This window comes from Bradyrhizobium sp. 190, assembly GCF_023073415.1.
Taxonomy (GTDB): domain Bacteria; phylum Pseudomonadota; class Alphaproteobacteria; order Rhizobiales; family Xanthobacteraceae; genus Bradyrhizobium.
Genome location: NZ_JADPJL010000034.1, coordinates 43,148 through 67,354, shown reverse-complemented (window position 1 = coordinate 67,354; position 24,207 = coordinate 43,148). Strand labels below are relative to the sequence as shown.

22 protein-coding genes are annotated in these 24,207 nt (G+C 63.1%); 16 read left to right on the top strand and 6 right to left on the bottom strand.

The annotated features are described in order from the left end of the window. Positions 1-18: 18 nt before the first annotated feature. The 5 genes from IVB22_RS20410 to IVB22_RS20390 form a co-directional block, all read right to left on the bottom strand. Complete coding sequence (locus IVB22_RS20410) at positions 19-1,017, bottom strand: ABC transporter ATP-binding protein (protein WP_247519076.1); 999 nt, start codon at positions 1,015-1,017, stop codon at positions 19-21. Beyond that, on the bottom strand, positions 1,014-2,012 hold the full coding sequence (locus IVB22_RS20405) for an ABC transporter ATP-binding protein (protein ID WP_247519075.1): 999 nt from the start codon (positions 2,010-2,012) through the stop codon (positions 1,014-1,016). The genes IVB22_RS20410 and IVB22_RS20405 overlap by 4 nt, the downstream gene beginning before the upstream one ends. Further along, complete coding sequence (locus IVB22_RS20400) at positions 2,009-2,980, bottom strand: ABC transporter permease (RefSeq protein ID WP_247519074.1); 972 nt, start codon at positions 2,978-2,980, stop codon at positions 2,009-2,011. Before IVB22_RS20400 ends, IVB22_RS20405 begins: the two co-directional genes overlap by 4 nt. A gap of 12 nt (positions 2,981-2,992) precedes the next feature. Next, complete coding sequence (locus tag IVB22_RS20395) at positions 2,993-3,973, bottom strand: ABC transporter permease (protein ID WP_247519073.1); 981 nt, start codon at positions 3,971-3,973, stop codon at positions 2,993-2,995. A 105-nt stretch (positions 3,974-4,078) separates the two neighbouring features. After that, entirely contained in the window at positions 4,079-5,674 is a 1,596-nt protein-coding gene (locus IVB22_RS20390; protein WP_247519072.1) for an ABC transporter substrate-binding protein, read from the bottom strand. A 195-nt stretch (positions 5,675-5,869) separates the two neighbouring features. On the opposite strand from IVB22_RS20390, the gene IVB22_RS20385 reads away from it, so the two are divergent. The 7 genes from IVB22_RS20385 (at position 5,870) to IVB22_RS20355 (ending at position 15,191) form a co-directional block, all read left to right on the top strand. After that, positions 5,870-7,123, top strand: a complete 1,254-nt coding sequence (locus tag IVB22_RS20385; RefSeq protein WP_247519071.1) for an FAD-binding oxidoreductase — start codon at positions 5,870-5,872, stop codon at positions 7,121-7,123. Positions 7,124-7,221: 98 nt separating this feature from the next. Beyond that, on the top strand, positions 7,222-7,476 hold the full coding sequence (locus IVB22_RS20380; protein ID WP_247519070.1) for a DUF6489 family protein: 255 nt from the start codon (positions 7,222-7,224) through the stop codon (positions 7,474-7,476). Between the two features lie 72 nt (positions 7,477-7,548). Then, on the top strand, positions 7,549-8,283 hold the full coding sequence (locus IVB22_RS20375; RefSeq protein WP_247519104.1) for a triacylglycerol lipase: 735 nt from the start codon (positions 7,549-7,551) through the stop codon (positions 8,281-8,283). A gap of 155 nt (positions 8,284-8,438) precedes the next feature. Continuing rightward, positions 8,439-9,986, top strand: a complete 1,548-nt coding sequence (locus IVB22_RS20370) for a wax ester/triacylglycerol synthase family O-acyltransferase (RefSeq protein ID WP_247519069.1) — start codon at positions 8,439-8,441, stop codon at positions 9,984-9,986. A 9-nt stretch (positions 9,987-9,995) separates the two neighbouring features. Then, positions 9,996-10,991: an alpha/beta fold hydrolase gene (locus IVB22_RS20365; RefSeq protein WP_247519068.1), complete on the top strand. Its 996-nt coding sequence runs from the start codon at positions 9,996-9,998 to the stop codon at positions 10,989-10,991. Positions 10,992-11,117: 126 nt separating this feature from the next. Beyond that, positions 11,118-14,354, top strand: a complete 3,237-nt coding sequence (locus IVB22_RS20360) for a bifunctional cytochrome P450/NADPH--P450 reductase (protein ID WP_247519067.1) — start codon at positions 11,118-11,120, stop codon at positions 14,352-14,354. A 162-nt stretch (positions 14,355-14,516) separates the two neighbouring features. Then, the gene (locus IVB22_RS20355; RefSeq protein ID WP_247519066.1) at positions 14,517-15,191 is read left to right on the top strand and encodes a spermidine synthase; all 675 of its coding nucleotides are present in this window, start codon (positions 14,517-14,519) and stop codon (positions 15,189-15,191) included. A 152-nt stretch (positions 15,192-15,343) separates the two neighbouring features. Here IVB22_RS20355 and IVB22_RS20350 read toward each other — a convergent pair whose 3' ends face one another. After that, positions 15,344-16,258 carry an alpha/beta fold hydrolase gene (locus tag IVB22_RS20350; RefSeq protein WP_247519065.1) on the bottom strand — a complete coding sequence of 305 codons (915 nt, stop codon included), beginning with the start codon at positions 16,256-16,258 and terminating at the stop codon, positions 15,344-15,346. A 167-nt stretch (positions 16,259-16,425) separates the two neighbouring features. On the opposite strand from IVB22_RS20350, the gene IVB22_RS20345 reads away from it, so the two are divergent. From IVB22_RS20345 to paaB, 9 genes are all read left to right on the top strand, one after another. After that, on the top strand, positions 16,426-16,806 hold the full coding sequence (locus tag IVB22_RS20345; RefSeq protein WP_247519064.1) for a hypothetical protein: 381 nt from the start codon (positions 16,426-16,428) through the stop codon (positions 16,804-16,806). Next, a complete protein-coding gene (locus IVB22_RS20340) occupies positions 16,803-17,885 on the top strand; it encodes an alpha/beta fold hydrolase (RefSeq protein ID WP_247519063.1) in 1,083 nt (360 codons plus the stop codon). The genes IVB22_RS20345 and IVB22_RS20340 overlap by 4 nt, the downstream gene beginning before the upstream one ends. After that, positions 17,882-18,475, top strand: coding sequence for a GNAT family N-acetyltransferase (locus tag IVB22_RS20335; protein ID WP_247519062.1), 594 nt, complete (start codon positions 17,882-17,884; stop codon positions 18,473-18,475). The genes IVB22_RS20340 and IVB22_RS20335 overlap by 4 nt, the downstream gene beginning before the upstream one ends. A gap of 262 nt (positions 18,476-18,737) precedes the next feature. Next, positions 18,738-19,214 carry a phasin gene (locus tag IVB22_RS20330; RefSeq protein ID WP_247519061.1) on the top strand — a complete coding sequence of 159 codons (477 nt, stop codon included), beginning with the start codon at positions 18,738-18,740 and terminating at the stop codon, positions 19,212-19,214. Positions 19,215-19,507: 293 nt separating this feature from the next. Then, a complete protein-coding gene (locus tag IVB22_RS20325) occupies positions 19,508-20,791 on the top strand; it encodes a DUF445 domain-containing protein (RefSeq protein ID WP_247519060.1) in 1,284 nt (427 codons plus the stop codon). 184 nt (positions 20,792-20,975) lie between these two features. After that, a complete protein-coding gene (locus tag IVB22_RS20320) occupies positions 20,976-21,746 on the top strand; it encodes a triacylglycerol lipase (RefSeq protein ID WP_247519059.1) in 771 nt (256 codons plus the stop codon). A 174-nt stretch (positions 21,747-21,920) separates the two neighbouring features. Continuing rightward, positions 21,921-22,790, top strand: coding sequence for a phenylacetic acid degradation operon negative regulatory protein PaaX (gene paaX / locus IVB22_RS20315; RefSeq protein ID WP_247519058.1), 870 nt, complete (start codon positions 21,921-21,923; stop codon positions 22,788-22,790). Between the two features lie 75 nt (positions 22,791-22,865). Further along, entirely contained in the window at positions 22,866-23,858 is a 993-nt protein-coding gene (gene paaA, locus IVB22_RS20310) for a 1,2-phenylacetyl-CoA epoxidase subunit PaaA (protein ID WP_247519057.1), read from the top strand. Between the two features lie 13 nt (positions 23,859-23,871). Then, positions 23,872-24,159 (top strand): 1,2-phenylacetyl-CoA epoxidase subunit PaaB, encoded by a 288-nt coding sequence (gene paaB / locus IVB22_RS20305; protein ID WP_057844448.1) that lies wholly within the window; start codon positions 23,872-23,874, stop codon positions 24,157-24,159. The last annotated feature ends 48 nt before the right edge of the window (positions 24,160-24,207 follow it).

The window sequence follows — 24,207 nt, the reverse complement described above, 5'->3', positions numbered from 1 at the left end:
TTGCACCCATTCCCGTGATCATACCAAGGCTGCGGTCTCAACCGGATGGTTGACGGCATGGCAGGCGACGCCGTCGATCAGGACGGGCGCTTCCTTCCGGCAGAGATCGAACGCCAGCGGGCAGCGCGGATTGAAGGCGCAGCCGGGCGGCGGATGGATCGGATTGGGGATTTCGCCCTTGACCGGAATCCGCTGGCGGCCGGACATCGCGAGATCGGGAACCGCGCCCAGCAGCATCTTGGTGTAGGGCATCCGGGGATTGGCGAACAATTCGCGGCCTTCGGCAATCTCAACGATGCGGCCGAGATACATCACGCCGATCCTGGTCGCCATGTGGCGGACCACGGCGAGGTTATGGCTGATCAAGAGGTAGGTCAGCCCAAACTTGTCCTGAAGGTCGCGCATCAAATTGAGGATCTGCGCCTGCACGGAGACGTCCAGCGCCGAGGTCGGCTCATCGCAGACGATGAATTCGGCCTCCGAGGCCAGCGCGCGCGCAATCGCGATACGCTGGCGCTGGCCGCCGGAGAATTCATGCGGATATTTCAGGCCGTCATCGGCATGCAGGCCGACGACGCTCAATAATTCACCGACGCGCATACGGATGTCGCGCTCGCCCTGGATCAGGTCGAAGGCCCGGATCGGTTCGGAGACGATGGCATCGACCCTGAAACGCGGATTGAGGCTCGCATAGGGATCCTGGAAGATCATCTGGATGCGGCGCCGCAGCCGCTGTCGCGCCTGGGCCTGCCTCGCATTCGTCATCGACACGCCGTCGATCACGACCTCGCCCGAACTCGGCGGCAGCAGTCCCACCACCATCCGCGCCACGGTAGTCTTGCCTGAGCCTGACTCGCCGACGAGCGCGAATGTTTCACCCTTCCTGATGTCGAAGGTCACGCCGTCGACGGCTTTCAGGAATTCCAGATGGCCACCTTCCAGCACGCGGTTGAGCCACGGTTTTGAGACGTCGAACACGCGACGCAAATTTCTCACATCGACAAGGGAGGCCGTCATGCCGCGGTCTCCTTCACGGTTTCGTTTGGCGCGGTATCGAAGAGATGGCAGGCCACGGCGTGCGAGCCGTGCTTGAGCGGTTCCGGCCGATCGACGCGGCAACGATCGAACGCAAAGGCACAGCGCGGATTGAACGAGCAGCCCGGCGGGATCGCCGACAGCCGCGGCATCGAGCCCGGAATCTGCACCAAGCGCTTGTCTTCGCCGGCGAGCGTCGGGATCGCGCCCATCAGTCCCTTGGCGTAGGGATGCAGCGGGTTCTGCACCACGTCCTGTACCGGGCCGATCTCGGCGATCCGCCCCGAATACATCACCGCCACGCGGTCGGAAGTCTCCGCGATCACGCCCATGTCGTGGGTGACTAGCATCACCGCCGTGCCGTGATCGCGCCCCAGGCGCTTGATCAGCGAAATGATCTGCGCCTGTACGGAGACGTCGAGCGCGGTGGTCGGCTCATCGGCGATGATCAGTTCCGGTTCGGCGCAGATCGCCAGCGCGATCACGACGCGCTGGCGCATGCCACCGGAGAATTCATGCGGATAGGCGTCGATGCGTTTTTCCGGCGCGGGGATTCCGACCTCGGCCAGCAGATCGATGGCGCGCTTGCGCGCCGCGGTCTCCGAAAGATTCATGTGGGTCCGGATCGTCTCCACGATCTGGTCGCCGATCCGGTAGAGCGGATTGAGGCTGGTCAGCGGATCCTGGAAGATCATGCCAATCCGCTTGCCCCGGATGCGGCGGATTTCTTCCGGCGGCAGATGGTCGATCCGTGTCCCCGACAGATAGATCTCGCCGCCGGCGATGCGGCCGGGCGGGTCGATCAGCCCGATGACGGCGAGGCCGGTGACTGATTTGCCGGCGCCGGACTCGCCGACCACGCCGAGCACTTCGCCCTTGGCGATATCGAAGGAGACGCCATTGATCGCGCGCAGCGCACTGCGGCGGGTGAGGAATTCCACCTCGAGGTTACGCACGGAGAGAACGGGAATGGTCATCGGAGCTTTGGATTGAGCGCGTCGCGCAGCCAGTCGCCGAGCAGGTTGATGGAGAGGATCAGTCCCGCCAGCGCAATGCCGGGAAAGGCCACGATCCACCATTCACCGGCGAACAAATAGTTGTTGCCGATCCGGATCAGGGTGCCGAGCGAGGGCATGGTGTCGGGCATGCCGGCGCCGAGGAACGACAGCGTCGCCTCGGTAATGACGGCGAGCGCGAGGTTGATGGTTGCGATCACGAGGATAGGTCCCATCGTATTCGGCAGCACGTGCCGGAAAATGATCTTGGGCGCGGGAAGGCCGATCAATTGCGCAGCCGCGACATAGTCCTTGTTCTTCTCGACCATGACGGAGCCGCGCACGGTGCGGGCATACTGCACCCAGAAACTGAGGCCGATCGCGACCACCAGCACCGCCAGCGTACTCATGGCATCGAGCCGGTTGCCGAACACGGACTTGGCGACGCCGTTGACCAACAGCGCGATCAGGATGGCGGGGAAGGTGAGCTGCACGTCGGCGATGCGCATGATCAACCCGTCGACCGCGCCGCCGACATAACCCGCGATCAGGCCAAGCGTGATGCCGAGCGCGCCGGCAAAGATGACGCCGAGCACGCCGACCACGAGCGAAATCCGCAAGCCGTAGAGAATGGCGGAAAACACGTCGCGGCCCTGTTCGTCGGTGCCGAGCAGGAACGGGCTCTGGCCGTCGGCGGTCCACAGCGGCGAAATACGCGAATTCATCAACTGAAGTTGCGCCGGATCGAACGGGTTCTGCACCGCGAGCTGCGATGCAAACAGCGCCAGCAGGAAGAACAGGACGGTGACGGCGGCCGCCACCATGGTCATTCGGGAGCGGCGGAACGAATAGAAGATATCGCTGTCGAGCGCGCGCTTGATCCAGCCCGTGCCGGCACGCGCTCGCGGCGCGCTGGGCTCTACTCGGTGTGGGACGACGGCGTCGGACATTGGGCGTCTCGTTTAGGCCGGACGGCTGATGGTCGAGCGCAGGCGCGGATCGACGACGGTGTAGAGGATGTCGACTATCAGGTTGATGGTGACGAAGATCAGCGACACCATCAGCAGGTAAGCCGCCATGATCGGGATATCGACATTCTGGACGGCCTGCACGAACAACAATCCCATACCCGGCCACTGGAAGACGGTTTCGGTGATGATGGCAAATGCAATTACCGAGCCAAACTGCAGCCCGGCCACGGTAATGACGGGAACCAGCGTGTTCTTCAGCGCATGGCCGAAATGGATCGCGCGCGTGGTCAGTCCACGGGCGCGGGCGAATCGGATGTAATCGGTGCGGAGCACTTCGAGCATTTCAGCGCGCACGAGCCGCATGATCAGAGTCATCTGAAACAGGCCGAGCGTGATCGAGGGCATGATCAGCGCCTTGAGGCCGGAAAGGGTGAGCAGGCCGGTGGTCCACCATCCGATCCGCACCACATCGCCACGGCCGAATGAAGGCAGCCAGCCCAGCGTCACCGAGAACAGATAGATCAGGAGAATGCCGATCAGGAACGTCGGCAGCGAGATTCCGATCAGCGACACCGCCTGGAAGAATTTTGTGAGAATGGTGTCACGCCGCAGCGCCGAATAGACTCCCATCAGGATGCCGAACACCATGGCGAAAACGGTGGCGCAGGCGGCCAGTTCCAGCGTCGCCGGCATCCGCTCCATCAACAGGTTCGAAACCGGCTGGCGGAATTGATAGGAGACTCCGAACTTGAATTGCGCGGCGTTGACGAAGTAGCGGGCGAACTGAACCGGGACGGGATCGTCGAGGCCGAGGGACTTGCGCACCGCCTCGCGTTCAGCGGCCGGCGTATCCAATGAGACGATCTGGTTGACGGGGTCGCCGGCGAAGCGGAACATCGAGAACGCGATGACGCCGACCGCGATCATGACGCCGATGGCCTGGATAGCGCGGCGAAGAGTGAAAGCGAGCATGGATTCCTTTCACTGCTCTTTGGATGCGGCGGCGGACGTCGCTGTCGCCTCGAAAAGAAAAGTCCCGGAAGCCGTTAAGCCGCCGGGACCTGTGTTGACGCCTGGCTAGTCCTGTTTGGTCGCCCAGTACAGCAGGACCTGATTGTCGGCCCGCTGGCTCAGCTTGACCTTTTTCGATACGCCCCACGCCAGCGCCTGCTGATGCAGCGGGATATATCCAAAGTCCTTGGCGCCGATTTCGTACGCTTGCTTGATCAGGAGATCGCGCTTGGCCATGTCGGATTCCTGCAGCACCTTGTCGGTGAGCTCGTCGAGCTTCTTGTTGCAGTAGCCACCGAGATTGCCCTCGCCGCGGCTCGACTTCGGATCGTCACGGCATCCCATGATGTCGAACAGGACGTTGTGGGAGTCGAGCGTGCCAGGAGTCCAGCCGAGCAGATAGAATGAGGTCTGGTAGCCGCCGGGCTTCAACACCTTGGCGAAATACTGCGCCTTGGGCTGGGCCAGCAGCGTCACCTTGACGCCGATGCGGGCCAGCATGCCGACCACGGCCTGACAGATCGCAGCGTCGTTGACGTAGCGGTCGTTCGGGCAGTCCATCGTGACTTCGAAGCCATCGGGATAACCGGCTTCGGTCAAAAGCTTCTTGGCGCCGTCGGCATCTAACTTCGGCCGCGTGAAGTCACCGGAGAGCTTGAACAGTTGCGGCGCGATCATCAGCGGCGAGGGCGTCGACAGGCCGCGCATGACGCGGGTCTTGATCAGTTCGATGTCGACGGCCTTGAAGAAGGCCTCACGCACCTTGACGTCCTTGAACGGGTTCTTGCCCTTGACGTTGGAATAGAGCAACTCGTCGCGCACCTGATCCATGCCGAGGAAGATGGTGCGAAGTTCGGGTCCCTTCAACACCTGGGCGTTCGGGGTGGAATCCACCCGCGAAATATCCTGGATCGGAACCGGCTCGATGACGTCGACTTCGCCCGAGAGCAGGGCGGCCACGCGCGTGGCGTCCGAGCCGATCGGCGTGAAGACGATTTCTTTCAGATTATGTTCGGGCTTGCGCCACCAGTTCGGGTTGGCCTTGAACACGGTCTTGACGCCGGGCTGATGGCTTTCGATCGAGAAGGCGCCGGTGCCGTTGGCGTTGAGCGAGGCAAAGCTCGGTGTCGTTGCCGCCGCGGGCGTCGGGTCGATGGAATTGTTTGCCTCGGCCCATTTCTTGCTCATGATGTACCAGGTATCCCATTGCGAATTGAGAATGGGATTTGGCGAGGTCAGGACGAAGTCCACCGTGTAGTCGTCGACCTTGACGACCTTGGCGTCGGTGGGAATGCGCGTCTGCAGGTTCGAGCCTTTTTTGCGAACGCGATCCGCCGAGAAAACCACATCATCGGCGGTGAATGGATCGCCGTTCTGGAATTTTACGCCCTTGCGCAAATGGAACCGCCAGCGGGTCGGCTCCGGCGTTTCCCAGCTCTCCGCCAAAGCGGGTATGATTTTCAAATCCCTGTCGCGAGCCACCAGGCCTTCGAAGACATGTCCGAGATGGGCGTGGGTGGTGCTCTCGTTCAGCGTATACGGGTCGAGCGATTTGAGGTCGCCCTGGTTGGCGTAGCGCAGGGTCTGGGCCGATGCTGGGACCATCGCGAGCGCGATGATTGAAGCCGTGGCCGCTGCAAGCAAACTTCGACGTACCGACATTTGTTCGATTTCCCCGCTTTGATCATCCATTTCGCGCCTGGCGGCGGATATTGCCGAGCCATGTTGCCAAAGTCCAGCCGCCGCGCAAGCATCATTATCCCGCACCGCGTGCCGGTTTGCGCGGCGGTGCAGTATTGACTAACTTCACCATAAGACGTGCGTGCAAGCACGTTACATTGAACTTTCGGAGTGCCGATGGCGGAACTGAAGGCCGACGTTCTCGTTCTGGGGGCGGGCATGGTCGGCGTGAGCGCCGCCTTGCACCTGCAGAAACGCGGCAGGAACGTGGTTCTGATCGACCGGCATGAGGTTGCCGGCGAGGAAACCAGTCATGGCAATGGCGGACTGATCGAATGCGCCTCGGTCTTTCCGTATATGTTTCCCCGGGATTTGGGTCAGATCCTGCGCTACGCGTTCCTTCGCGCGCCGCAGGTGCGTTACCATTTCAGGGATTTGCCGACCTTCCTGCCGTGGCTGACACGGTATTTCCTCGCCTCGTCGCCGCAGCGTGCACTGCACAGTGCGATGGCCGAATTGCCGCTGATCCAGCGTAGCCTGATCGAGCATGAAGCGCTGATTGCGGAAGCCAATGTGCCGGAGCTATTGCGGCGGAGCGGCTGGATCAAGCTGTTTCGTTCCGAGGCAACGCTTGCGGGCGCCGTCGGGGAGCTGGAGCGTGCCAGGCAGTATGGGGTCGCGGGCGAGATCCTGGACACGGCGGCGATTATTGCGCGCGAGCCGCATCTGACCGGCGATTTCAGCGGCGCAATCCACTTTCCGGCGCCGGGCTTCGTGCCGGATCCCGGCGGCCTGGCCAAAGCCTATTCGGCGCTGTTCGGCCGCAAGGGTGGGCGATACCTTGTCGGTGACGCACGAACGCTCGAACAATCCGGGGGACGGTGGCGGGTGGCGACGCTGGAAGGCACCATTACGGCGCGCGACGCCGTGGTGGCGATGGGGCCGTGGTCCGATCAGATTTTTGCGCCGCTCGGCTATTCGATCCCGCTTCAGGTCAAGCGTGGTTACCATTTGCACGTCAAGCCGCGCGGCAACGCGGTCTTGAACCATCCCGTGCTGGACACCGATCTCGGCTACCTGCTGGCGCCGATGAACCGCGGTATTCGCCTGACGACCGGTGCGGAGTTTGCCCACCGCGATGCGCCGCCGACCCCGGTCCAGGTCGAGCGGGCCCTGCCGCGGGCGCACCGACTGTTTCCGCTGGGCGAGCCGGCCGACACCATGCCCTGGATGGGCGCGCGGCCCTGTCTGCCCGATATGTTGCCGGTCATCGGCAAGGCCCCCCGCCATAGCGGGCTATGGTTCGATTTCGGCCACCAGCACCACGGCCTGACGCTCGGACCCGCAACCGGCCGGCTGCTGGCCGAAATGATGACCGGCGAGACCCCGTTTGCCGACGCCAGGCCTTTTGCCGCCGAACGTTTTGGTTGACCATACCCGACGATTGACGGGGCTGGAGGCGGGGTCTTGTCCTTGCGCGACGCAGGGCATCGTGTCGATACTGTCACAAGCCAGCAAAAGGAGCGGTCATGAAAGTTAACGTCGAAATAGATTGCACGCCGCTGGAGGCCAGGCAGTTTTTCGGGTTGCCCGACGTCTCGCCGATGCAGACCGCCGTGATGGACAAGATGCAGCAACAGGTGATGGCCAATATCGATAAGGTCTCTCCGGAATCGCTGATCCAGAGCTGGTTCACGTTCGATCCCAAGATCGCCGAGCGGTTCCAGGACATGTTCGTGACCATGGCCGGCCTCGGCGGCATGGGTCAGAAGGACAAGAAGTAAGTGGCCATCGCGGAGGGCGGGGTGGGGGCAGGGACGGACGAGCAAAGACTCCGGCCGCCGAGCCTGTTCCTGATGCTGGCCGAAACGAGGGCCTTGTTCGAGCTGAACTCGAGCCTGTTGCTGTCGCCACTGCTGATGCGCGCGCCGAGGGGCGACGGGCATCCGGTGCTGGCGCTGCCGGGCTTTCTCGCCAGCGATCTGTCGATGGCGCCGATGCGGCGCTACCTGAAAGAACTCGGCTACGATACCTATGCGTGGAGCATGGGCCGCAATTTCGGCGGCGTCGCTTCCAAGCGCGGCGCGTTGCGTGACCTCCTGCGGCGCATTCATGAATCAACCGGCCGCAAGGTCAGCCTGGTCGGCTGGAGTCTCGGCGGCGTCTATGCGCGCGATCTCGCCCTGCAGATGCCGGACATGGTGCGCTCCGTGATTACGCTCGGCAGTCCGTTTGCCAACGACATCCGCGCGACCAACGCCACCCGGCTCTATGAGGCGCTGACGGGAGAGACCGTCGACGACAATCCGGAAATCCGACAAGCGATCGCCGGCGACCTGCCGGTGCCGGCGACCTCGATCTATTCCCGCACCGACGGGATCGTGAACTGGCACACCAGCCTGTTGCGTCCCTCCAAAACCGCCGAGAATATCGAGGTCTATCTCGCCAGCCATATTGGGCTCGGCGTCAATCCCGCAGCACTATGGGCGGTGGCTGACCGTCTGGCGCAGCCCGAGGGGGAATTTAAGCATTTTGACCGATCAGGACCATTTGCCATTGCCTACGGCCCACCTGAAAATGCACAATCCTGAGCCAACGCCCTGAGCTTAGGGCATGATCCCGAAAGGTCCCGCCCGGCAATTGATGCAGGATGGTGAGAGGTTTTCGGATATGCTCCAATAACAAAGACATTCTAGACGCCAGAAGCGCCACCAAGGCGCCGCGTTTTCTACTGCGGGAGGAAAATATGGCGGACGCCAAGAAACTGTCTTCGATGGACGCGTCGTTTCTGTATCTGGAAACGCCTGAGATGCCGATGCATGTCGGGAGCATGGCGATCTTCCGCCTGCCGGAGAACTACAACGGCAACTTCTTCGAGGACTTCAAGGCGATGATTGTCTCGCGGCTGCACATCGCGCCGATCCTCAAAGCCCGTCTGGAAAAGGCCCCGCTCGACATCGATCATCCCTCCTGGATCGAGGACGACCAGTTCGACATCGACCGTCACATTTTCCGTGGCAGCCTTCCGGCGCCATACGACCGCGCCACGCTCGAGCGCATCGTCGGCTGGATGCATGCCAAGCTCCTCAACCGCGCCCGGCCGCTCTGGGAGTTCTATGTCTTCGAGGGCATGAAGGACAACGAGATCGGGCTCTATTCCAAGATGCATCACGCCTGCATCGACGGCGGCGCCGGCGCGGCACTGACCAACATGATCTACGACGTCACCCCGGTGCCGCGCGTGGTCGAGCAACCGATTCCGCAGGCCAAGGGCGGCAACGAGCCGCGCGATATCGCCGCCAATCTGATCGATTCCTACCAGCAGCTCTGGCGCCAGCCCTTCGACGGCTCATCGACACCGAAGACCCTCGATCTGCCGCGTTCGGGCAAGAGCGATCTCGGATCGATCCTGTTCGACAATGCCATGTTCCAGATCGAGAGCGCGGTGAAGTTCGCAGGCAGCATTCCCGCGATGCTCAAGAGCGTCTCCGACGTGGTCGGCAAGATCTCCGATCCGAAATCGCGCGACAGCATCGCCAGCATGGTTTCGCCGCCGACGATTTTGAACAAGGCGATTTCGTCGGAGCGCAGCTTTGCCGGGACCTCGATTTCGCTGTCGCGGGCCAAGGCGGTCGCCAAGGCGTCCGGCGGCAAGCTCAACGATGTGGTGCTGGCGCTGTCCTCCGGCGTGGTCCGGCGCTATCTGTTGGAGCGCGGCGCTCTGCCGGCCAAGTCGATGACTGCGGCGGTGCCGATCTCGCTGCGCGAGGAGGGCAACACCGAGGCCAATAACCAGGTGTTCGGCATGATCTGCTCGATCGCCACCAATATCGAGGATCCGAAGGCGCGGCTGGAGGCGATCATCGCGCAATCGACCAAGTCCAAGGAGATGTCGCATCCGCTGCGGGCTTTCATGCCGCAAGTCTCCAATATCTCCATGCTCGGCGCCCCGATCCTGGTGCAGATCCTGGCGCTGCTCTACAGCCGCTCGGACTTGTCGAACGTGTTGCCGCCGTCCGCCAACATAACCGTGTCCAACGTGCCGGGGCCGCGGCAGACGCTTTATGCAGCAGGTGCGGAACTGCTGCACATCTTCCCGGTGTCGATCTCGACCCACGGGATCGCGCTCAACATCACCGTGCAGAGCTACCGCGACCAGCTCGATTTCGGCTTCATCGCCGGCGCCAACATCATCCCCCATGTCCAGGTGATGTGCGACATGCTGCCGGTCGAATTTGAAGCGCTGGAGGCGGCGTTCGCGCCGCCGCCGAGCATGACCAGCGCGGCTGAATAGGGTCGGGCGATGATTGAAATGCCGCCGCTGCAGTTCGCCCAGGTGAACGGTATTCGCATGGGCTACTACGAGGCGGGGCCGAAGTCCGACGCGCCGCCGGTCATCCTGTGCCACGGCTGGCCGGAGATCGCGTTCTCCTGGCGTCACCAGATCAAGGCCTTGAGCGAGGCCGGCATCCGGGTCATCGCGCCGGATCAGCGCGGCTATGGCGCAACCGACCGGCCCGAGCCGGTCGAGGCCTACGACATGGAGCATTTGACCGGCGACCTCGTCGGGCTGCTCGACCACCTCAAGATCGACAAGGCAATCTTCGTTGGCCACGACTGGGGCGGCTTCATCGTCTGGCAGATGCCGCTGCGCCACATCGACCGCGTCGCCGGCGTCATCGGCGTCAACACGCCGCATTACGACCGCCTGCCGGCCGATCCGATCGAGCTGTTCCGGAAGCGGTTCGGCGACAGCATGTATATCGTGCAGTTTCAGGATCCCGCCCGCGAGCCCGACAAGATCTTCGGCAGCCGCGTCGAGCAGACGTTTGACGCGTTCATGCGCAAGCCGTTGCCGCGCAAGGACGGCGCTTCGGCCGCGCCGTCTGTCGCGGGTGTCGGCGCGTCGGCCAAGACCAACCTGGCTTTTCCGCAGATGATCGCCGCCTACGACGCAAAATTCGATCCGCGCACGCCGATCCTGTCAGCGGAGGAAAAGAAGGTGTTCGTCGATACCTTCACGAAAACCGGCTTTACCGGCGGCATCAACTGGTACCGCAACTTTTCGCGCAACTGGCAGCGCTCGGAAGGCCTCGACCATACGGTGCGCGTGCCGTCGCTGATGATCATGGCCGAGAACGACGCGGTGCTGCCACCATCGGCTGCCGACGGCATGGAGAAGATCATCCCCGATCTGGAAAAGTATCTCGTGCGCGACAGCGGCCATTGGACGCAGCAGGAAAAGCCGGACGAGGTCAGCGCCAAGCTGATCGAATGGCGTAAACGAAGATTCGGATAGAAAGCTAACGCATCGTCATTGCGAGGAGCGAAGCGACGAAGCAATCCATTCCTTCTTTCCACTGAGCGATGGATTGCTTCGCTTCGCTCGCAATGACGATTGAGGCAGGCAGGAGACACTTCGACAATGGCGTCCAGCAACAAACTGAATCCGATACCGCATCCGCCGAAGAAGCCCGTCGTCGGCAACATGCTGTCGCTGGATCCGAACGCGCCGGTGCAGCATCTGGTGCGGCTCACCAAAGAACTGGGGCCGATCTTCTGGCTGGACATGATGGGCGCGCCGCTCGTCATCGTCTCCGGCCACGATCTGATCGATGAACTCTCCGACGAGAAGCGCTTCGACAAGGCGGTACGCGGTTCGCTGCGCCGCGTCCGCGCCGTCGGCGGCGACGGGCTGTTCACCGCCGATACCAGTGAGCCGAACTGGAGCAAGGCGCACAACATCCTGCTGCAGCCGTTCGGCAACCGCGCGATGCAGTCCTACCATCCGAGCATGGTCGACATCGCCGAGCAGCTCGTGAAGAAATGGGAGCGGCTCAACGCCGACGAGGAGATCGACGTCGTCCACGACATGACCGCGCTGACGCTCGACACCATCGGCCTCTGCGGCTTCGACTACCGCTTCAATTCGTTCTATCGCCGCGACTATCACCCGTTCGTGGAATCGCTGGTGCGCTCGCTCGAGACCATTATGATGACGCGCGGCATTCCGCTGGAAGGCCTGTGGCTGCAGAAGCGCCGCCGCGACCTCGCGCTGGATGTCGCCTTCATGAACAAGATGGTCGACGAGATCGTCGCCGAGCGTCGCGGCAACGCCGAGGCCGCCGAGGGCAAGAAGGACATGCTCGGCGCGATGATGACCGGTGTCGACCGCGCCACCGGCGAGCAGCTCGACGATGTCAACATCCGCTACCAGATCAACACGTTCCTGATCGCGGGCCACGAAACCACCAGCGGACTTCTGTCGTGCACGATCTATGCGCTGCTCAAGCATCCCGAAGTGCTCAAGAAGGCCTATGAGGAAGTCGATCGGGTGCTCGGGCCCGATATCAACGCGCGGCCGACCTATCAGCAGGTTACGCAGCTCACCTACATCACCCAGATTTTGAAGGAGGCGCTGCGGCTGTGGCCGCCGGCGCCGGCCTATGGCATCGCGCCGCTTCAGGACGAGACGATCGGCGGCAAGTACAAGCTTAAGAAGAATACTTTCGTCACGGTGCTGGTGATGGCGCTGCATCGCGATCCCAGCGTCTGGGGTCCGAACCCGGACGCGTTCGATCCGGAAAATTTCAGCCGCGAGGCCGAGGCCAAGCGCCCGGTCAACGCCTGGAAGCCGTTCGGCAATGGCCAGCGCGCCTGCATCGGCCGCGGCTTTGCGATGCACGAGGCGGCGCTCGCGATCGGCATGATCCTGCAGCGCTTCAAACTGATCGATACGCATCGCTACCAGATGCATTTGAAGGAAACGCTGACGATCAAGCCCGACGGCTTCAAGATCAAGGTGCGGCCGCGCGTCGACAAGGATCGTGGCGCCTTCGCCGGCCGGGCAGCGGTGGCCGTGGCCGCCTCGAACGCCGCGGCGCCGCAGGCGCGGGCCCGCCCCGGGCACAACACGCCGCTATTGGTGCTATTTGGCTCAAACCTCGGCACCGCGGAAGAGCTGGCGACGCGGGTGGCCGACCTCGCCGAGGTCAACGGCTTTGCGACCAAGCTCGGCGCGCTCGACGATTATGTCGGCAAGCTGCCGGAGCAGGGTGGGCTGCTGATCTTCTGCGCTTCCTACAACGGCGTCGCCCCTGATAACGCGACGCAGTTCGTCAAATGGCTGGACAGCGGCCAGCCGAAGGATGCGCTCGCCAAGGTGCGCTATGCCGTGTTCGGCTGCGGCAACAGCGACTGGGCGGCGACCTATCAATCCGTGCCGCGCTTGATCGACGATCAGCTGGCTGCGCATGGCGCGCGCAGCCTCTATGCCCGCGGCGAGGGCGATGCCCGCAGTGATCTCGACGGCCAGTTCGAGAAATGGTTCGCGAAGGCCGCGCCCGCGGCGATGAAGGAACTGGGCGTCGATTCCAGCTTCGCCCGCAGCGCCGACGACGCGCCGCTGTATTCGGTTGAGCCAGTGGCGCCGTCCGCCGTCAACGTGCTCGTTACGCAGGGCGGCGTCGCGCCGATGAAGGTGCTGGTCAATTCCGAACTGCAGAACAAAAGCGGCGCCAATCCTTCCGACCGCTCGACGCGGCATATCGAGGTGCAATTGCCGCCCGGCATCACCTATCGTGTCGGCGACCATCTCAGCGTCGTGCCGCGAAACGATCCGGCGCTGGTCGATTCCGTCGCGCGCCGCTTCGGCTTCTTGCCTGCCGATCAGATCCGGCTGCAGGTGGCCGAAGGCCGCCGCGCGCAATTGCCGGTCGGCGATGCCGTGTCGGTCGGGCGGTTGCTGACCGAGTTCGTGGAGTTGCAGCAGATTGCGACCCGCAAGCAGATCCAGATCATGACGGAACATACGCGCTGTCCCGTCACCAAGCCGAAGCTGCTCGCCTATGTCGGCGACGACGAGGCTTCCACGGAGCGTTACCGCTCGGACGTTCTGGACAAGCGCAAATCCGTATTCGATCTCCTGGAGGAACATCCGGCCTGCGAACTGCCGTTCCACGCTTACCTGGAAATGCTGTCGCTGCTGGCGCCGCGCTACTACTCGATCTCGTCGTCGCCGTCGGGTGATCCGGCGCGCTGCAGCGTCACCGTCGGCGTCGTGGAAGCGCCCGCCAGTTCGGGACGCGGCGTCTACAAGGGCGTGTGCTCGAACTATCTCTCCGGCCGCCGCGTCGGCGACAATGTGCATGCCACGGTGCGCGAGACCAAGGCCGGCTTCCGCCTGCCCGATGATCCGACCCAACCCGTGATCATGATCGGCCCCGGCACGGGACTTGCGCCATTCCGCGGCTTCCTGCAGGAGCGCGCGCATCGTAAGGCGCAAGGTGCGAAGCTCGGCCCCGCGATACTGTTCTTCGGTTGCCGGCATCCCGAACAGGATTTTCTCTACGCCGATGAGCTGAGGGCCTTCGCCGCCGACGGCATTGCCGAACTGCACACCGCGTTCTCGCGCGCCGACGGGCCGAAAACCTATGTGCAGCATCAGGTGGCGGCGCAGAAGGAGCACGTGTGGAGCCTGATCGAGCAGGGTGCGATCGTCTATGTCTGCGGCGACGGCAGCAAGATGGAGCCGGACGTCAAGGCCGCGCTGGTTGCGATCTATCGCGAAAAGTCCGGCGCTGGCGCCGAAGGCGGCCTGCGCTGGATCGACGATCTAGGCACGAAGAACCGTTACGTGCTGGACGTGTGGGCGGGTGGATAGGTTCTTCGTAGGGTGGGCAAAGCGCAGCGTGCCCACCATTTTCACCACGATTCCGCTTGCAATGGTGGGCACGCTTCCGCCTTCGCTCGTTGAGCTACGGCGGACAAGTCGCTTTGCCCACCCTACGGTTCATGGCCGCGCAATCATGCTACAAGCCTTGGCATGATTCCCTGGGAAAAACTCGACACCGCCCGCATTCCCGGCACCGACGATGAACTCCGCCTGATGCGCCGCGGCAAGGAGTTCTCCATCATGCTCGGTACTAACGAGCTGATGAACAGCCGCCTCTCGGGGTCGGAAGCCGCACTTGCGACGCTTGCGGCGAAGAAGATCGAAAAGGTCGCAAAGCCGCATGTGCTCATCGGCGGATTGGGCATGGGCTTTACCCTGCGCGCGGCGCTCGCCGTGCTCGGAAACAATGCGCAGATCGTGGTGGCCGAACTGGTGCCTTCGGTCGTCGCCTGGGCACGCGGCCCGATGGCGGAAATTTTTGGCGACAGCCTCAGCGATCCCCGCGTGAGCATTCGCGAATCCGATGTCACCGAAATCATCCGCTCGCACCGTTTGAAATTCGACGCCATTCTGCTCGACGTCGACAACGGCCCGGAGGGGCTGACCCGCAAGGCCAATGACGCGCTGTATAGTCCGTCCGGATTGGATGCGGCGCGCACGGCGTTGCGGCCGGGTGGCGTGCTGGCGGTCTGGTCTTCCGGGCCCAATGCGCCGTTCACCAAGCGGCTTCGCGGCGCTGGCTTCGACGTCAACGAGGTCAACGTCCGCGCCACCGGAAGGGGCGGCGGTGCGCGTCACGTGATCTGGATCGCGACGAAGAATTGAGACTCGTTGAAGTCAATTCTCGCCGTCGTCCCTGCGAAAGCAGGGACCCATACGCCGCGGCCCGGCTGATGAAGGGCAGTGGTTGACGCCTTGCTTAACTCACGACGCCCTGTGGTTATGGGTTCCTGCGTTCGCAGGAACGACGAAAGAGCTCACGCCGCCTTCGCCGCCGCGCGATGGGCGTGCTCGTCGATCGCGCCGATGATCTGCGGCCACATCGGGATCGGCAGCGCGTGGCCCATGCCTTCGATCATCAGCAGCTTTGCGCCCGGAATTGACGCCGCCGTGTCCTTGCCGCCTTCGGGGCGCACCAGCGGATCGACGGTGCCGTGAATGACGAGCGTCGGCACCTTCACCTGACCCAGGCGCTCCTTGCGGCTGCCGGAGGCCAGCACGGCGCGCAATTGGCGGCCGACGCCGTTCGGATTGAGGCCGCGCTCATAGGTACGTGCAGCGCGTGCGGGGTCTAGCGCCTCGTCTTCCGGGAACGAGCCGACGCGCAGCACTTTCCAGGTTTTGGCAAAGCGCGCAAAATACTCTTCCTTGGTGGTGGGCGGCGGCGCCATCAGCATGGCGGCGGCCTCGCGCGTCGGCGGCGGTATTTTGGGATTACCCGTGGTCGACATGATCGAGGTCAGTGAACGCACCCGCTGCGGGAACGAGAGCGCGACTTCCTGCGCGATCATGCCGCCCATCGAGGCGCCGACCAGATGCGCGGACTTGATGCCGAGCACGTCCATCAGGCCGACCGTGTCCTTGGCCATATCGATCAGTCTGTAGGGCGCCGCCACCGGGATCTTCAGGAACCGCAGCTTCAGGAGTTCGAACGGCGTCAGCCTTTTGCCGCCAGACATATGCGAGGACTTGCCGATGTCGCGATTGTCGAAGCGGATGACGCGAAAGCCGCGCGCGGCGAGCTGGCGGCAGAAATCGTCATCCCAATGGATCATCTGGGCGCCGAGCCCCATGATCAGCAACAGCGGTTCCGCGGCCGGATCGCCGAAAATCTCAAAGCAGATATCGATGCCGTTGGCGCGAGCGATCTGTGGCGGCTGATGGGCGAGCATCGCGTTTGTCTTCCCTTGGGTGACCTGAGCTTTGAGTAACTATGGCACGGTTTCCCGCATCGCAGAAGGCTTGGCAGTGGTTGACCGGCCCGCCGCAACGGTGTGGTATGGGGCCAAATACAAGCGAAGCGTGGCAAGCGCTCGTAACCTTTCGGGAGAGGGCGCCAATGGCCGACAAAGGCAACGATCCTGCCGTGATCTGGCAGACCATGCTTGGAGAGATGGAGAAGGGGTTCAACTCCTTCGCCAACCAGGCGATGACCTCGCCGGAATTCTCCAAGGCGATGAATCAGGTCGGCGGCGTGACGGCCGGCGCGCAGAAGCAGCTTGGCGAGCTGATGGAGAAATACCTGCTCGCGATGAACCTGCCGAGCCGGGCGCAGATGGTCGGCATGGCCGAACGGCTGCAGTCGATCGAGGGCCAGCTCAACGAGATCAAGGCGATGCTGCATCAGGTGCATCATAACTCGCTGGCGCAGGACAGCGGCCTTGGCACGCCGCGGCCGCCGCGCACCAAGCGTCCGCCATCGGAGGGAGAGCAGAAATGAACGCTCCCGCGGGTCTCGATCTGGTCTCCATCTCGGAGCGGGTCCAGTCCGAGGTGCAGCGCGCGATCCAGCGCAGCATCAAGGGCGTCGAATATTTTTCCTCGTCCGGCCCTTCGCTCGGCTCGACGCCAAAGGACATCCTGGCCGTCCGCGGCACCATGAACCTCTATCACTATCGGCCGATCGCGGATGAAATCTACCGCATTCCGATCCTGATCGTGATGGCGACCACCAACCGCGGCTATATCCTCGACCTGGTGCCGGGCCAGAGCTTTATCGAGTTTCTCCTGAAGCGCGGCTATGACGTCTACATGCTGGACTGGACCGCGCCGAAGCCGGAAGAAAAATCCCTGCGGATGGAGGACTACGTCCTCGACTTCATCCCGGACTGCATCCGCCGCGTGCAGCAGGATTCTGGCGAGCACGACGTCAACGTGATCGGCTATTGCTTCGGCGGCGTGCTGTCGCTGCTCTACGGCTCGATCTTCAACGACGGGCCGATGAAGAACCTGATCTGCTTCACCACCCCGATCGATTTCCGCGAGATGAAGCTGTTCTCGAATTTCTCCGACCGGCGCTATTTCGATGTCGACCGCCTCGTCGACAGCGTCGGCAATGTGCCGCCGGAAATGATCCTGTCCTCGTTCGAAATGCTGCGGCCGGCCTCGCGCACCGTCAGCCAAGTGCAATTGTGGGAAAACATCTGGAACGACGAATACGTCAAGGCCTACCGGATGATGGATCGCTGGGGCACGGACACCTTGCCGCTGGCCGGCGAGTACTTTCGCGCCATTACCAAGGATCTGATGTGGGACAACAAGCTTTACAACGACACCATGTCGGTCGGCGGACGCGCGGCTGATATTTCCAAAATCAAGGTGCCGATCCTGCATGCGGTCGCCGAGCACGACCACATCGTGCCGTATGACGCGGCAAAACATCTGATCGCCAAGGTCGGCTCAACGGACAAGGAAGAGGTGATGCTGAAGGGCGGTCACGTCAGCGTTGTCGCCGGCGCCAACGCGATCAAGCGGCTGTGGCCGAAACTGGACTCCTGGCTAGGTAAGAGATCAACATGAGCGAAACACGTTCCTATCCCCGCCACGTCAAGACCGACGCCGGCGACATCGAATTTCGCCTGATGTCGCGCAGCGACGAGGCCGCGGTGCTGGCATTTGCGCAAAAGCTTCCGACGCATGATCTGCTGTTCCTGCCGCGCAACATCAGCCAGCCCAAAGTGCTGTCGGCCTGGATCAACGAGATCGAGCGCGGCGCGATCGTGAGCCTGGTGGCGATCAAGGGCGGGACGGTGGTCGGCTGCGGCACGCTGGTGCGCGACCCGCATTCCTGGTCGCCCCATGTCGGCGAGATCCGGATGGTGGTGTCGCTGGACGTGCGCGGGCAGGGCGTCGGCCGGGCACTGTCGCAGGAGACTTTCGCCATCGCCTTGGGCGCAGGTCTTGAAAGGTTGTCGGTGCAGATGACGGTCGACCAGCAGTCGGCGATTGCCCTGTTCGAGAGCCTCGGCTTCAAGGCCGAGGCCCTGCTGCGCGACCATGTCCGGGACGTCGATGGCAAGAAGCACGACATCGTCGTGCTCGGGCATAATGTGGCGCAGGTACGGGCACAGATGGAAGCCTATGGGCTGCCGGGGGCGGTCCAGCACTGACCGGCCGTACACCGCCCGGACAAAAACTCGCAAAACAACCCCATGCAAAGTAGAGCGTGGCGGCTCCGACATTGGACTAAAGTAGAACTTTTGCCGGTTCTCTGGGCAAAGCGCTCATCCAACATGCTCATCACGGACTCGTGATATCGCGCTGCAACATTGATGTTGCGCCGCACCATTAACTATGGCACAACACTCGTGCCCCGGGCCAATCCGGACGGGGTGAGCCCATAGCTCAAACCTGAGGATGGAGAGACCCCCAATGACCACCGAAACCAATTCCGTGCTGAACACCGTCAAGGAAGCCTTCGCGCCCGTCACCGAGGCGTTCACCAAGCTTCAGAACCTGGAAGTTCCGGAAGCTGCCCGTGAGTTCGTGAAGAAGCAGGCCGAGACCGCCAAAGTTCGCGCCGCCGACATGCATGCCGGTTCCGAGAAGGTCACCGCTGCCATCGAGACCGCCGTTGCCGGTTCGGTTTCCGAGGCCGCCAAGATCAGCCGCAACATCCAGCAGGCGTTCTATCAGGACGCGGAAGCGTTCTTCGTCGGCATCGACAAGCTGGCTTCGGCCAAGTCGCTGAGCGAAGCCGCCCAGATCCAGTCGGACATGGTCCGTGCGCGCGGCGAAGTGCTCGTCTCGCGGGCGAAGGCCACCACCGAGTATCTCGGCAAGCTCGTCACCGAGGGTGCCAAGAACGCACAGGACAACTTCGCCAAGGTCTACTCCAAGACCGCCTGATCGCGATCCGCCTGACAACTGCATTTTCGAAGGCCCGCTTAGGCGGGCCTTCTTTTTGTCTGCCGCTTGCGTGCCCCGGCTGCTGCGCAGCGCCAAAAGCGCGTTCACGCGCGTCTTCGACGCGCTATGGCGGCGTGGTGCGCTGCTGATCCGGGGTCCATCGTGTTGCGTGGGTCCCGGCTCTGCGGAGCAGCGCGAAGCCGGACGACGCTTCGCATCGCCTAGGCTGCACCGCGTCCGGGACACGTCGAGCGCGAGGCGTTAGAATTCGAATTCACCATTCGAAAGCCGTCATGACCCTTCCCGCCACCTTCATCGATACCCCCGCCGACGCCGCACGCGCCGCCGAGCTGCGCCGCGTGAAGTTATTGGCAACGTCAGTGCTGGCGGCGACCTTCGTAATTTTCTTGGCAGCGAGGGCGCTGCTGCCCCTGCATCCCGCCTTCGGCTTTATCGCAGCCTTCGCGGAAGCCGCCACCATCGGCGGTCTCGCCGACTGGTACGCCGTGGTCGCCTTGTTCAAAAGGCCGTTGGGCTTGCCGATCCCGCACACCGCAATCATCCAGAGCAACCAGCACCGCATCGCCGACAAGCTCGGCGAATTCATCGAGGTGCATTTCCTCGAATCTGCCCCGGTCGAAGCCAAGCTGCGGCAGATCGATTTCGGCTCGTTCATCGCCGACTGGCTGCGCGACCGAAAGCGCAGCGAGGATCTCGCGCGCTTTGCGCTGCGGCTGTTGCCCGAGGCGGTGGCGGCGACCGAGAACTCCGGCCTGATGACCTTCGTCAGCCGCCGCATCACCGCGCAACTGATGGCGATCGATCTCGCCCCGCTTGCCGCCGGAACGTTGCGCGCCTTCGTGAAGGAGGGCCGGCATCAGGGCCTGCTCGATGATCTCCTGCGCGGAGTGCATCAGACCATGACGCAGGCCGAGACCATGGCGATGATCCGCGAAAAGATCCGCGCCGAATTGCCGACGCTGCTCAAACTCTATCGTGCCGACAAATTTCTGGTGAACAAGATCGTCGCCTCGGCAAGCGCATTCTTCGAGGAAGTCCGTAGCGATCCCGCGCATCCGTTTCGCGGCGAGTTCGACCGCATGGTGCTAACCTTCGTCGACCGGCTTGGCACCGATCCGGCGTATGCCGAGCGCATCCAAGGCCTGAAGCGCGATCTGCTGGCGCGCCCCGAGCTGTCCGGCCTTGCGCGCCACATCTGGGCCAACGCGCGCTCGTTCTTCGAGCGCAGCGCCTCGGGCGAGACGCAGGTGCTGGAGCAGTACCTGGTGCGCATGTTCGTGACGGCAGGCGAGGCGCTGGCAGGCGACCCCGAACTCCGTGCTGAAATCAATCAGGGGCTCGTTGCGGTGATGCGGACCGTCGTCGCCGAGCAGAAGAGCGGGGTCTCGGGCTTCATCTCCGACCAGGTCAAATCCTGGGACATGGGGCAGTTGATCTCGCTGATCGAAATCAACATCGGCCGCGACCTGCAATACATCCGCTTCAACGGCTCGCTGATCGGTGGGCTTGCGGGGCTTGCCCTTTACACGCTCGAATACCTGCTGCGGCTGCTGTGACTAATTAATCACGTCAACGCTTTTAGTTGTTCCGACTGTGATCTGCCCCGCTTGCAACGGCAAAACCGGTTCCTTAGCTTTTTATGGAACAATGTTGCGTTGCGAACGATTCTACTGCGTTGCGTCTAACTGAACCAGTGGCGTGGCTGCCGAGACGTAAGGGGCCCGCCCGAGAGGAGACATAATGTCCGTTGCTACACAGACGCTTTCGCCGCCGTCCAGAACGCTGATGTTTCTGGAGGGGCGAGCCATTTCCGAACTGGGCGCTTTTCTCGGTGCGTTGCCGCTGCTCAGCCTCGCGCCGCGAGGCGATGGTCATCCGGTGCTGGTATTGCCCGGGCTTGTTGCATCAGACACTTCCACGCGTCCGCTGCGCAGCTTCCTGAAGAGCCGCGGCTACGCCGTCTCCGGCTGGCGTCAGGGCCGCAATCTCGGGCTGCGCCACGGCGTGCAGAACGCGATGGTCGATCTCGTGCACGAGTTGAGCGACACGCATGGCCGAAAGGTCTCCCTCGTTGGCTGGAGCCTCGGCGGTCTCTACGCACGCCAACTCGCCAAGATGATGCCGGAGCGCGTGCGCTCGGTGATCACGCTCGGCAGCCCGTTCGCCGCCGGGCCGAAGGCGACCAACGCCTGGCGCGTCTACGAGATGGCAAGCGGCCGCCGTGCCGACGAAGAGGATGCACGTTTCGGCGGAGCGCTGTCCGGCACGCCGCCGGTGCCGACGACCGCGATCTTCAGCCGCACCGATGGCATCTGCGCCTGGCAGGGCTGCATGGAGAAGACGTCAGCGTCTTCCGAGAGCATCGAGGTCGAGAGCAGCCATTGCGGCATGGGCCATCACCCAGCCGTCGTCTACGCCGTCGCCGATCGCCTGGCGCAGGCGGAAGGCGAATGGTCGCCGTTCGATCGAAGCGGCTGGCGCAGCCTGGTTTATCCGAACCCGCATCGGTAGACCTCATTCCGGGCCATGGTTCGAGACGCGCGGCTTTGCCGCGCTCCTCACCATGAGGACCTCCCAAGGTTTGACCTCATCCTGAGGAGCGGCCGCTTGGCCGCGTCTCGAAGGATGAAGCGCGGCTCTTGCCGAGATTGTCGCTCCCCCGAAAAACGCGCTATGCCTTGACGCATGCCGCCGCCGCTTGCCCGCATCGTCCAGCAGCTGAAGCGCGAACCGTCGCGCACCGGTTCGATCGTCATCACCGTATTCGGCGATGCCATCGTGCCGCGCGGCGGCTCGGTCTGGCTCGGCACGCTGCTGGAGTTCTTCGAACAGCTCGACATCGACGCCAGCGTGGTGCGCACCGCGATGTCGCGGCTCACCGCGGACGGCTGGTTCGAACGCAATAAAGTCGGCCGCAACAGCTTCTATCGCCTGGTGCAGAGCGGGCGGCAAACTTTTGATATCGCAACGAAACACATCTACGGCCCGCCAGCCTCCGACTGGACCGGCCGGTTCGAATTGCTGCTGATCGGCAATGGCGAAGACCGCGACGCCGCGCGCGAGGCGCTGAAGAATGTGGGCTTCGGCAGTCCGCTGCCGGGCGTGTGGGTCGCGCCGTCGGGCGTACCCGTGCCGGAGGAAGCCGCCGGCGCTATTCGTCTCGAAGTCTCGGCCGAAGACGACAGCGGACGGCGCCTGCTCAGTGAAAGCTGGCCGCTGCATCGCACTGCCGACGCCTATCAGAAGTTCATGAAAACCTTCGAGCCGCTGCACGGCTGGATCGTCAGCGGCGAACGGCTCGCAGAGGCGGATGCCTTCACCGCGCGGATCCTTTTAATCCACCATTACCGCCGTGTTGTGCTGCGCGACCCGCTGTTGCCGACGGCGCTGCTGCCGGCGGACTGGCCGGGCAGGGCGGCTCGATCGCTGTGCGGGGAAATCTATCGCGCGCTACTTCCCGCGTCCGAACAATGGCTTGACCATCATGCGACCAACGAGACCGGGCCGCTGCCGAAGCCCGGTGCGGAACTCGCCAGGCGATTTGGCGATCCGTAAATATGTTACAAAAATGTATTGCATATCTACATTTATGTTATATATTTCCTCCCAACGACATCAGGGAGGTCCGCCATGTACACGCAGGCGCTCAATTCGTCCGAGGGCGAAGACCGCAACGTTGAGGACGCCGCGCGGGCCGCGCAGTTTCAGGCGCGCATCGACGCTGACGAACGCATCGAGCCCAACGACTGGATGCCGGCAGCCTACCGCAAGACGCTGACGCGGCAGATCTCCCAGCACGCGCACTCCGAAATCGTCGGCATGCTGCCCGAGGGCAACTGGATCACCCGCGCGCCGTCGCTGCGCCGGAAGGCCGCATTGCTCGCCAAGGTGCAGGACGAGTGCGGCCACGGGCTCTATCTCTACGCCGCCGCCGAGACGCTCGGCACCTCGCGCGAGGAACTGGTCGACCTGATGCTGGCGGGGAAAGCAAAGTATTCCTCGATCTTCAACTATCCGACGCTGACCTGGGCCGACATCGGCACGATCGGCTGGCTGGTCGACGGCGCGGCGATCATGAACCAGATCCCGCTGTGCCGCTGTTCCTATGGTCCTTACGCGCGCGCGATGATTCGCGTCTGCAAGGAGGAATCCTTTCATCAGCGCCAGGGCTTTGAGATCATGCTGATGCTGTGCCGCGGCACCGACGAACAGAAAGCAATGGCGCAGGATGCGCTGAACCGCTGGTGGTGGCCGGTGCTGATGATGTTCGGTCCGCCCGACCAGGCCAGCCAGCACAGCGACACCTCGACCAAATGGAAGATCAAGCGTTTTTCAAACGACGAGCTGCGACAGAAATTCGTCGACGCCACCGTACCGCAGGCGCAGTTCCTGGGACTTTCGATTCCCGATCCCGGCATGAAACAAAACGAGGCGGGCAACTGGGAATACAGCGCGATCGACTGGGAAGAATTCAAGCAGGTGCTATCAGGCAATGGCCCTTGCAACCGCGACCGTCTCGCCGCGCGACGCAAGGCGCATGACGACGGCGCCTGGGTGCGCGAGGCGGCGATGGCCTATGCCGAGAAGCGCCGGCAGCGCGCCACCCTGCAGGCCGCAGAGTAGGGAGACCTTCTAGATGGCAACGCCGAACATTCCGCTCTGGGAAGTCTTCATTCGCAGCCGCAACGGGCTGGCGCACAAGCATGTCGGCTCGCTGCACGCCACCGACGCCACGCTGGCGCTGCAGGCTGCGCGCGACATCTATACCCGCCGCGGTGAGGGCCTCTCGATCTGGGTGGTGCCGTCGAGCGCGATCACCGCGTCCGATCCGTCCGAGAAGGGCATGATGTTTGAGCCGGCGGAATCCAAGATCTACCGGCACCCGACGTTTTACGACGTGCCGGATGAAGTGGGGCATATGTGAAGTCCTCATCCTGAGGAGCTTGCGAAGCAAGCGTCTCGAAGGATGGCG